The organism is Limnospira sp. PMC 1279.21, from assembly GCF_032349615.1.
GTDB lineage: Bacteria > Cyanobacteriota > Cyanobacteriia > Cyanobacteriales > Microcoleaceae > Limnospira > Limnospira fusiformis.
In genome coordinates this window covers 1-4335 of the sequence record NZ_JARPLU010000267.1, presented here as the reverse complement: position 1 = coordinate 4335, position 4335 = coordinate 1, and the positions used below count along the sequence as shown (strand labels likewise).

The 4335-nt window shown below is 45.2% G+C and carries 3 protein-coding genes and 1 pseudogene; 2 read left to right on the top strand and 2 right to left on the bottom strand.

Annotated features, from left to right (window positions below):
* A pseudogene (locus P5683_RS23135) lies at positions 1-86 on the bottom strand (IS607 family transposase); the annotation flags it as partial.
* 297 nt (positions 87-383) lie between these two features.
* Complete coding sequence (gene ilvD / locus P5683_RS23130; protein WP_006667951.1) at positions 384-2066, bottom strand: dihydroxy-acid dehydratase; 1683 nt, start codon at positions 2064-2066, stop codon at positions 384-386.
* Positions 2067-2385: 319 nt separating this feature from the next.
* Here ilvD and P5683_RS23125 point away from each other — a divergent pair, with 319 nt between their 5' ends.
* Together P5683_RS23125 and P5683_RS23120 are read left to right on the top strand one after the other, a co-directional pair.
* The gene (locus P5683_RS23125; RefSeq protein WP_006621737.1) at positions 2386-3210 is read left to right on the top strand and encodes a pentapeptide repeat-containing protein; all 825 of its coding nucleotides are present in this window, start codon (positions 2386-2388) and stop codon (positions 3208-3210) included.
* Positions 3211-3632: 422 nt separating this feature from the next.
* Positions 3633-4040 (top strand): hypothetical protein, encoded by a 408-nt coding sequence (locus P5683_RS23120; RefSeq protein ID WP_008056835.1) that lies wholly within the window; start codon positions 3633-3635, stop codon positions 4038-4040.
* The last annotated feature ends 295 nt before the right edge of the window (positions 4041-4335 follow it).

Sequence of the window (4335 nt, the reverse complement as noted above, 5' to 3'; positions counted from 1 at the left end):
AAGCCATTGTCGTCCCATCTGCGGAGTGTTCTTTCATGGACTCGAAGGATTTGGGCGGCTTCCTTGGGTTTGACATATCTGGCAATAGGTTTATCCTCAACTCTTCTCGCTTATTAGACCCTATTGCCCTAAAATATTAACCTAATTTGAGATTAAATCATGCTCCTTTTTGTGACACTCCTAGGTAATCATACCGTAGGGTGCGTCAGACACCGAGAATTATCATCAACACCCGATAATTGATTTCTGACGCACCAGACACCGAGAATTATCATCAAAGCCCAGATAATTGATTGAGGTGCGTAGCGCCGATAATGATTCGGTGAGGATGTAGATAGCCTGCTTCTGACGCACCCTACGAAAATGATTAAGTCGAACCTAGGTTACAAATTTACATCCGTGACCGCGCCGCGACTGCTAGTGGATACCAACTTAGCATACTTAGCTAGGACTCCCCTCGTATAGCGAGGTTGACGAGGCTGCCATTCCTCCCGTCGCGCCTGTAATTCCTCATCAGAGATATTAATTTGTAATAGGCGGGCTTTAGCATCAATAGTAATACTATCGCCCTCCTTCACTAAGGCGATCGCACCTCCGACCGCCGCCTCTGGAGCCACATGACCCACAACCAGACCATAGGTTCCCCCTGAGAAGCGACCATCAGTAATCAGCCCCACAGAATCCCCCAAACCAGCCCCAATAATCGCCGAAGTAGGAGCCAGCATCTCCCGCATTCCCGGCCCCCCTTTCGGGCCTTCATAGCGGACGATAATCACATCTCCCGGATTAATTGAACCCGCCAGAATTGCCTCAAGACATTCCTCCTCCGACTCAAACACCCTAGCCGGTCCAGTAATTTGAGGATTTTTGACCCCAGTAATTTTAGCCACAGACCCCTCCGAAGCCAAATTACCCTTGAGAATAGCCAAATGTCCTTGAGCATACATAGGATTATCCCAAGGGCGAATCACCTCCTGGTTAGGGTCAGGTTCAGCCGGGATATCAGTCAACTGTTCCGCAATAGTTTTACCAGTAATCGTCAAAGCATCGCCATGTAACAAGCCATGTTCCAACAACATTTTCATCACCTGGGGAACTCCCCCAGCTTGGTGAAATTCTGTAGTTACAAACCGACCACTAGGTTTCAGGTCGCACAATACCGGAACCCGTTGTCGCATAGTTTCAAAATCATCCAGAGTTAGTTCTACCCCCATAGAACTGGCGATCGCCAGTAAATGTAGCACCGCATTAGTAGAACCCCCCACAGCCATAATCACCGCCATACCATTTTCAAAAGCATCACGGGTGAGAATTTGGCTCGGTAAAATCTGTTTCCGAATCGCCTCAGCCAATACAAACGCCGATTGTTCAGTGCTTTCCGCTTTCTCCGCATCTTCAGCCGCCATAGTCGAAGAGTACATCAAACTCATCCCCATAGCCTCAAAAGCTGACGACATAGTATTAGCCGTAAACATACCACCACAGGAACCCGCCCCAGGACAAGCATTGCGTTCAATCCCCAGTAATTCCTCATCAGGGATTTTCCCCGCGCTATGTTGTCCCACCGCTTCAAAGGCGCTAACCACAGTGAGGTCACAGCCATTATAGTGACCCGGTTTGATAGTTCCCCCGTAAACGAAAATTGCCGGAATATTCATGCGAGCAATGGCAATCATCGCCCCAGGCATATTTTTATCACATCCGCCAATAGCTAACACCCCATCCATACTCTGACCATTACAGACAGTTTCTATGGAATCGGCAATTACATCCCGCGACACTAGGGAATATTTCATCCCCTCCGTACCCATAGAGATACCATCACTGATAGTAATGGTTCCAAACAGTTGGGGCATAGTTCCCGATTGTCTCAGGGCCGCTTCTGCCCGTAATGCTAAATCATTTAAGCCCATATTGCAGGGAGTAATGGTACTATAACCATTAGCAATGCCCACAATGGGTTTATTGAAATCCTCATCGCCAAAGCCTACAGCCCTTAACATAGCCCGGTTAGGGGTTCGCTGATTGCCCTGGGTAATTGCTTTACTTCTCAAATTATCTGACATCCCTGGTTTCCTGTTTCTAGTAAATCTTGGGGGGTTGACCTATTTTCTCTGGTATCTTTCCCTAACGATCCTATAATTTACCAGGTTAGTGATGCCTAAGCGATCGCTAATTGGGGACAGGATGTGGGGGTTACCCCTCAAATTATGAACTATCACCACCAATGTGCCGTTTTCAGGAGATGATTATTACATACAGGGTATAACTACGCGGTTGGACATATAGTGCGGAAAGTAGGGAAACTTGTTGAAATCATAATTCTGAGGGATTTTAGCCCTCAGTTGTTTAATACTGCAATACTGATGATGAGGTTAATTAAACATGGAGGTTGAGGAGCTACTCAAACAATATGCCGCCGGAGAGAGAATGTTTCGGTCTGTTAACCTGGTTGGGGTCAATCTCAGTGATATGGATCTGCGGGAGGTTAGCTTTATCCGGGCTAATCTCGAAAATACTAGCTTCATTAATACTAATCTGAGTGGCTCTAATTTCCGTGAGTCTAAATTGATGGGCGTGGATCTCACTGATGCTCAACTCGCTGATGCTAACCTGATTAGCGCTAATTTAACTGATGCTAATTTTTCTAGGGCTAATCTAACCGGGGCTAGTATGCGGGGGTCTATCTCCAAAAATGTCACCCTAAATATGGCTAATCTTACTGATGCTAATTTGGCTGAGGCTAATTTTACAGAGGCTAATTTTATTGGCGCTCATCTAGTTAACAGCACTTTGATCCGAACTAATTTGTTAAAAGCTAATTTGAGTGGTGCTAACTTGGATGGAGCTAATCTCACTAATGTGATTATGCGCGATTCTACCCTTGAGGGTGCTAATTTATCTAATGCTACCCTCAGTGGCGCGATGCTGATGGGAGCTAATTTTCATCGAGCTGATTTGAGTCGGGTTACTATGGTGGGGGCTGATTTAACTGATGCTAACCTCAGTGAGGCGAATCTACGGGCGGCTAATGTCAGTTGGACCAGTTTAAGGGGGGCTAATATGAGTCGCGCCCGACTTTATCGCACTAAACTCAATTGGTCTAATCTTAGTGGCGTTAATTTGATTGAGGCTGTCATGTTGGACACGGTACTCTACCGCGCTAATTTGCGTGATGCTGATTTGCGGGGCGCTATTTTACCTGATTAATTAGCCTTTAGGGCGAGAATCCCGCAATAATTAGGGGAATTAATATCAGGGCTGTTAACACCACTGTTACTGTGATCGGATCTATCTCGGGCTTTGGTTGCGGATTGCTCATGATTGTTAATTATGCTACAGGACATCAAAATTAGTGCTTCTGACTCACCCTTGGTTAATTAGTCTAACTTAGAGAAAATTGGGTTTCTATACTATCGACTGGGTAATTATAGCATAGTGTCTCAAATTTGTATATATTTATGCTCCATAAGTTCTGATGGAAATCCGGCTCTATACCATGATCAATATGGGTGAATTGCCATTGAGGTTTGAGAAACTATTGCTGATGTTAATATTTGTTAATGTGGCTAGAGTGAACCCGACAGAGTATGCTACAAGGTTGAATTAATTTGTGGTGAGGAGTAATTCCAATGCAGTGGACAAATAGGTTGAATTTCATTGTCGCTACCCCAACTATTATTGGTATAAGTGTTTTAGGAGTTGCTGTTCCTAAAGCCTTGGCTGATATTGTCTGTCGGGGAACTATTTTCCGGACCGACGCAGATAACCTATCTTTTTCTGTTCCCTGGAGTCCTAATACTGGCTTTGAACAGGAAGTAGAGTTTCGTAATGCTCGGACGGGTGCGGGTATCGCTCAATCTTCCCGTTTACAATTCGATCGCAGAAATGATCAAGGTCAACGGGTTTATCGTGGCAATGTCAGCGGTATGGCTAGTGTCACTTTAATTGATTTGGCAGAGTTTCAACCTAGACCCGGAACTAAAGTTTCCGTATCCTATGATGGTCAATGGGGACGCGGAACCTGTTCTGGTCTTTAGTATCTTCGATCGCTTAATGTGCCTTATCCTCATCTCTGTGGCAGATATTGCGAAGTTGACAGGGACGTGATCAAACTTAACAATAGGTGTCACTTGACAATTCAGGTTATGGTGTTCTGTGCTAGAAATTAGGTAGAGATTTCCCGCTGCGGTGCTGAGGTAAAAACCTAACCGTAAGAAGGAAGTCTTGTATCTGCTATGATGCTTGAATAGCCCAGGGACTCTGGGTGGTAATGCCTGTGGAGCATGATTTAATCTCAAATTAGGTTAACATTTGACGGCAATACGGTATAAT